Annotated in this window: 8 protein-coding genes; 5 read left to right on the plus strand and 3 right to left on the minus strand. The window is 41.1% G+C overall.

The features are described 5' to 3' along the window. Positions 1–1,122: 1,122 nt before the first annotated feature. On the plus strand, positions 1,123–1,482 hold the full coding sequence (locus ACZM60_RS14150) for a hypothetical protein (RefSeq protein ID WP_118165906.1): 360 nt from the start codon (positions 1,123–1,125) through the stop codon (positions 1,480–1,482). Between the two features lie 99 nt (positions 1,483–1,581). After that, positions 1,582–1,965, plus strand: a complete 384-nt coding sequence (locus tag ACZM60_RS14155) for a hypothetical protein (protein ID WP_118165904.1) — start codon at positions 1,582–1,584, stop codon at positions 1,963–1,965. Here the strand turns inward: ACZM60_RS14155 and ACZM60_RS14160 are convergent. Then, entirely contained in the window at positions 1,962–2,183 is a 222-nt protein-coding gene (locus ACZM60_RS14160; protein ID WP_118165902.1) for a helix-turn-helix domain-containing protein, read from the minus strand. The genes ACZM60_RS14155 and ACZM60_RS14160 overlap by 4 nt on opposite strands. A 765-nt stretch (positions 2,184–2,948) precedes the next feature. Between ACZM60_RS14160 and ACZM60_RS14165 the strand changes: the two genes are divergently transcribed. The 3 genes from ACZM60_RS14165 to ACZM60_RS14175 all read left to right on the plus strand — a co-directional run bounded on the left by ACZM60_RS14165 (position 2,949) and on the right by ACZM60_RS14175 (position 5,011). Beyond that, positions 2,949–3,509 carry a phosphoribosyltransferase gene (locus tag ACZM60_RS14165; RefSeq protein WP_413551242.1) on the plus strand — a complete coding sequence of 187 codons (561 nt, stop codon included), beginning with the start codon at positions 2,949–2,951 and terminating at the stop codon, positions 3,507–3,509. A gap of 4 nt (positions 3,510–3,513) precedes the next feature. Further along, positions 3,514–4,002 carry an SLOG family protein gene (locus tag ACZM60_RS14170; RefSeq protein ID WP_413551241.1) on the plus strand — a complete coding sequence of 163 codons (489 nt, stop codon included), beginning with the start codon at positions 3,514–3,516 and terminating at the stop codon, positions 4,000–4,002. A 115-nt stretch (positions 4,003–4,117) separates the two neighbouring features. After that, the gene (locus tag ACZM60_RS14175; RefSeq protein ID WP_489521812.1) at positions 4,118–5,011 is read left to right on the plus strand and encodes a helix-turn-helix transcriptional regulator; all 894 of its coding nucleotides are present in this window, start codon (positions 4,118–4,120) and stop codon (positions 5,009–5,011) included. 20 nt (positions 5,012–5,031) lie between these two features. Here the strand turns inward: ACZM60_RS14175 and ACZM60_RS14180 are convergent, their stop codons facing one another. Both ACZM60_RS14180 and ACZM60_RS14185 read right to left on the minus strand, forming a co-directional pair. Then, positions 5,032–5,274 (minus strand): hypothetical protein, encoded by a 243-nt coding sequence (locus ACZM60_RS14180; protein ID WP_259323617.1) that lies wholly within the window; start codon positions 5,272–5,274, stop codon positions 5,032–5,034. A 465-nt stretch (positions 5,275–5,739) separates the two neighbouring features. Further along, the coding region (locus ACZM60_RS14185) for a hypothetical protein (RefSeq protein WP_489521813.1) at positions 5,740–6,060 on the minus strand (321 nt) is incomplete at its 5' end.

A 6,060-nucleotide genomic window follows, 5' to 3' on the forward strand; every position in this document is an offset into this window, starting at 1 on the left:
AAAGGTTTATCCATAATTCGTTCTATATTTTTTCAAAAATACGAAATATTATTTAACAAACAAAATATTTTAAAGTTTAGAATTAATTTATAATAGCCATCCTGCTAATGCTAGCCAAAACTTGCAATGCTGAAACGGCCTATGTCCTTGAATACTCGTCTAAAATATAAGCAAGCTGTTCCGACTGTTCGTTTCTCATGCGATGCCGGAACAAATTGCCTTATATAACGGAAACTTATCGGCTGACTTGCTTCGTATTTACAATACCAGGCAAGTTTCACCCGACAGGTTCATACAATCATACAGATAAATCAGAACAATTGCCAAAGATAGAGCCTTTAAGGTTGCGCTACTCTTCACTTCAAAGGCTCTAACATTGGCAACTGATTATCGATAACATGTCTGAAAACGAAAACAAGCAGGCCGTTCCGATGATGCAGGCTAAAGCTTGCAATGCCGGAACGTCCTATATTCTTGAATACCCGTCTTAAAATACAGGCAAGCTGTTCTGACTGTTCGTATTTCATGCGATGCCGGAACAACTTGCCTTATGCTACGAAAACTTACCGGCTGACTTGCTTCGTATCCCGATACCAGGCAAGTTTCACCCGGCAGGTTCTTCCTATCATGCAGATAAATCAAGACAGTTGCCAAAGACAGAGCCTTTAAGGTTGCGCTGCTCTTCACTTCAAAGGTTCTGACATTGGCAACCGGTTAACGATGGCTCGTCTGAAAACGGATACTGTATTCTTCGGAAATTTCAGAATATTGAATATCAGGAAAACATTGGAGCATCATAGCCGGAACCGTTTCTTATGTGCAAAGATACTTCGGAATGGAGAAACGCCAAGTGACGCTTGCGCTTTCAGTCGGAGGACTTGACGGCAGCCTTCCGCAAATTTTCTCATGCCTCAAAAATTTGGGTATTCCGTCTGCATTCTCTGACTTCACACTTGTCTTTTTCTCCCTTTGGTCCGCAGTCACAAATGCACATAAAACGGTTTATCCCGGCCATGAAGCTCAATGAGCTTTACCAAAGGGAAAAGAACTGGAACTTCAAAATTCAAGTGTTATGCGAGCAAGAAGAATGGGTATCAAACAATCTTTTAATTTTTTACTGATATGTGCAGATTGATGACAACACAACTGGCGGAAGATCTGGAGGGTTATCCGCTCTACTCCCAGGACGGCAAGGGAAAGGAGGCTGTTTGCCGTGCGGTTTTTGCCCTTGGTTCTGTAAGGTGGTTTATCCTTGAAGGAAACAGGGAGGATGACGATGTGATTCTATTCGGTATCGTAGTCGGACTCATGGAGGATGAATACGGGTATATTTCCCTCAATGAGCTTTCGGATGTAGAGCTTGACCTGAGTGCTCAGGGGCTTGGCAAGCTTCAGGTAAGGCAGCAGCAGGACTTTAAGCCGGTTCCGCTGAAACAGATTCAGGACAGCAGGCTTCAGGAATTTCTTGCAAGGTTTGAATAGGCTGAATGAAAACAGAAGTGGCCGGTCCTATCCGTCACGGACAAGACCGGCTGCTTATTATAGCAGGTAAATGAAAACAAAACTATAATTGTATGGTAAATGGAAAATTGTTGTAATATTTTTAATATCTCTGCCCGGCATGGGTGGAGCGTTTCTATGGAAAACATGGATGGAATCCGGTTTCTCAATTTCAGACGGAAGACTTCGAGCGGTATACCGTTCTGCTTTACCACTGAAGCCGGCGATGGTACAGCCGGCTACATAGCAAAAGAAATATTCTCTTTCGTCAGTGCCGCTGTTCCTGAACAATGTGCAAGGGAATGGATGATTCAGTCAGGAGCAATGGAGCCGTCCGAGTTTCTTCAGGCCGTGGCCGACATGGAGGATGTCAGGCTAAGGGCAAGGCTGCTGGCTCTTGAACTTGCAGCTATGAATGCCAAATGTAATCTTTTGGATACCATTCCATGGGACAGACTGAACTAACGGTGTTTCTTACGCTTGCGGCCACGTTTGGGCAGGCCGGTTTCCTTGTAGGTTATCAGGTCAGTTCCTCTGAACACCCTTTTTGCCTTGTCAGGTATCTTCAGAAAAGCCAGCGGCTTTTCCATATAACGGATATAGGCATAGATGGTGCAGCGGTGAACACCCAGGTAGCGTGCTGCCTCCTTTACTGAATATGTCTTTTCCGGAACAACTTTCATTATTTCTCATGCTGGTTAATCTTTTCTTTTATTGGATGCCGTAAAGGTAAACAGTTGATTATTAGCTGTCAATACGTTAAATATGGGATTATTCCGGAGATTGTGGGATTTGTATGGATTATGTGTTACCTGTCATATTCAATACGGCTGGACTAAGGCGGTTGATGGTAAATCTGTTTTTACGGAAATAAGAAAGGCATATATTTGATGGTTGACAGCGTTGACAGCAAATCCAATGAAAATCCGGCATAAAGTCAGTCTGGGAAACTGCTGTAATACAACATATTATATTCTTTCTGATTTTTCTTATAAAGAATAGAGTATTATAATGTGTCAACGTTTGGCTATGGATTTTTAGCGGACTGAAAATTGTGGCTACGCCTGTCAACGTTTGTCAACGCATGATTTCTATGTGAAGTATCTGATACACTGACAGATACTCGCTGTCAACACTGTCACCATTGAAACGTGTGCATTTTATTATCTGAAAACATCTGATGCGAAAGGGATACATGGTTATCCTAATGTACCATTACAGCCACAGGTTTGTTCAGCATGCCTCTGCAAATATTTTTTTTGCAAAGGTATCTCCGGCATTGCAAACGTCAAACACAGGGCTGAAAATCTTCCTCAAACGGGGTTGAGCGTATTTTCAGCTTTCCTTGTAGTTTGCCTTATTGAATGCCTGCGCTTCTGAGAACTGCAAAAAATATCCTTCGGGCAAGCTGAAAAACTTGCTGACAGAAGGGAAAAAAATCAGAGCGTATGGCACAGATGGACGAAAGCATCAGAAAGCAGTTGGAAAAGCCACAGACATGGTTCTGCAAGTATTTTCCCAAACGTATTCAGAATGTGGGCGAGAAAGAAATCGCCGACAGACAGTTGGTTTATGACTTCAAGGACGGAAGGTCTCATGAAGCGGTGGCACAGATGACGGCAGCAAGAATGATTGAGGAACACGGCAACAGATGCTCACAGTTGGTGTTCATTCCGGTTCCGGCATCATCGGTAAGAAAGAATGAAATCCGGTATATGAACTTCTGCAAAAGGGTATGTGAACTCACAGGAGCAATAAACGGATATGACCATGTAAGGGTATGCGGAGAGAGACTGGCTGTTCATGAAAACCGTAAGGCTGAAAAGGAAATCAGAAAGGTGAGCATCATCGAGTTTGATGAAGAGTGGTTCAGAGGTAAAGCAGTCATAGTCTTCGATGATGTAATAACACGCGGAATCAGTTTCTGTATGTATGCGAATCAGCTGGAGAGTTTCGGAGCGAATGTCATTGAAGGCATCTTCCTTGCAAGAACCCATTATAAAGTATAGAACTATGAACGGAATATTATCAGACAAATCAAAGTCACTGGCTTTCACGGGACACAGAACTGTTCCCATAGAAAGGCAGGATGAAATAAGGGCACGGCTTGTTGAAGCCGTGTCGCTTGCATGCAAATCAGGCATTACCTGCTTCTATTCAGGAATGGCCATGGGATTCGACCTGATGGCCGCTGAAACTGTATTGTCACTGAAGGGAAAGTATCCGGATATACGGCTCATTGCCGTTATACCTTTCAGAAGACAAAGTTACCGGTGGCCGTCAATGGAAAAGGAACGTTATCAGAATATAATTTCCAGGGCTGACCAGGTTATCGTATTGAGTGAACACTATTTTCACGGGTGTCTTCTAAGGCGCAATGACTTCATGCTGGAGTATTCATGTGGTTTGATAGCCTTTTATGACGGTAAACCTTATGGCGGGACATTCTACACCTGCAGGGAGGCAGTGAAGAAAGGTATGGACATAGTAAATCTGTACTGAAAACCTGCCTGGATTATAGTGAAAATATTGAACAAAACAGATATGCAAATTTCTTGCATATCTCATTTATAATACTTATATTTAGATAGTTAAACAAGTTACAAGAGGTGATTTTATGAATAATATCTACAACCGTTATATTTGGCTGCTGCATACAGTCTATCAGGAAAGAAAGGTCACTTTTGAAAGGCTTTGTGAGATATGGAAGCACCATTTCCTGTACAATGGAAAGCCGTTGAGTCTGCGCACATTCCATCATCATAGAAAGATGATTGAGGAGAACTTCGACATAGTTATTGCGTGCAACAGAAAGGACTATACATATTATATCCAGAACCTGGATGAAATACTCAGTGACAGTTGCCGCAACTGGCTGTTCAACAGCCGTATCATTGATGTGGCTCTGAAAAGCAGTCCGTGTCTGTTCCATCGTGTCGTACTGCCTGACATGTCAAGTGGTATTGAATACCTGCCGGATATATCGGAGTGTATAAGCGATGGGCATGAGCTGTACATATTCTACACGAATGACAAGGGCAATGAAGTGGAAGGCCGTTTCCGACCGGAAGGTTTGAAGCTGTTCCATAACCGCTGGTATCTGCTCGGGTACAGGAACGGATCAGAGTTCTGTGCCGTTCCTCTTGATGCACTGACCAAAATCTATCTTAGCGGAAACAGGTTTCAGACAGACTGCAGATTTTCGCTTGCCAAACGTCTTTCAGACTCTATTGGTGTTGTAGCTCCAACCGGACAGCAGCCGGAAGAGGTTACACTAAGGGCTTATGGTCCATTTGCCGATTATCTGAGAAAACATCCTTTCCACCATTCACAGGTGCAAAGGAATGATATGGGGAGTTTCACTTCATTTGATTACACACTCATTGTGACTGACGAGCTGGTGGATGAAATCCTGGCTCTCGGTGATAAGGTGGAGATTACTTTTCCAGAAAAGCTGAGAATGAAATTGCTTCAGAAGATTGGACGTATCAGAAACAGGTATGCAACATAGAAATCTGCAATTGTAGAATTTTACTTTTGAGTAGTAAACATTCGCTCAATCATCGCTTCAAGCTCAGGACCCAATGGACGTTCTGTGTCCATACACTCCTTCTCACCGGCAACCAGGTCACCATATATATTCCTGTATCGTTCAGCTTCACTGCCATCACAGCAAAGCATAGCTGTCTCAAACTCCTTAATCATCTTCTTACGCTGACTCTCCGGATATTCCTTAGTCTTGCCATAACTGGTAATAGTAAATGTTCTTGCCATAATCATAGGATTTATTTGTTTTACCTTTGTTTATAATCATTATCACTATACCAATATACGAAAATATTCTGATAATCAGAAATTTAGCTTTATAAAATTCCCAAAAAAATTTAATCCAATATGTATGAAACACTATCGGAATCCGCACATTTTTTATCAAAACTTCAGCTATAATTCAAAGGTGGAAAGATATAAGGACTTTCACGTTATTTGATTACATGCTTCTTGCAACTGACGAGCCAGTGGATGAATTTCTTAAACAGAGTGACAAGGTGGAGATTGCTTATCCTGAAAAACTGAGAATGAAACTGCTTCAAAAGATTGGATGAATCAGGAATAGACATATAAGTTAACATTCCCAATCTTAAAGAAGCCATTTTGCATATCTATCTATAAATCTTTATAATCTAAAAATATAGCTGTATATCAAAATAGTACCAACTTTAATATACAGCTAATAGTTAATTACATCAAACTCCATATCCGGTTATAAAATAACCTACCATAATCGTCATTGGCAATATATTCTTTTACTTTCTCTCTTATGATTCTATTATCCAATAATACTTTTACAGTATCATCATCACAATAATTAATCCAGTTAGGCTTAATTAAATCAATTTTATCCCACTTAATAGGGTTCATATAAAACTGTAAACATACATTGTTTTTTGCAAAAGCATCTATCAGTTCGAATAATGAATTGCATTTATCATTTTTCCTTAAACGAGCTAAAATAGAGCATGAAACTTCTTCCGTATCTACATATAAGTTTGAATCAAAACA

The organism is Phocaeicola sp. (assembly GCF_057861905.1).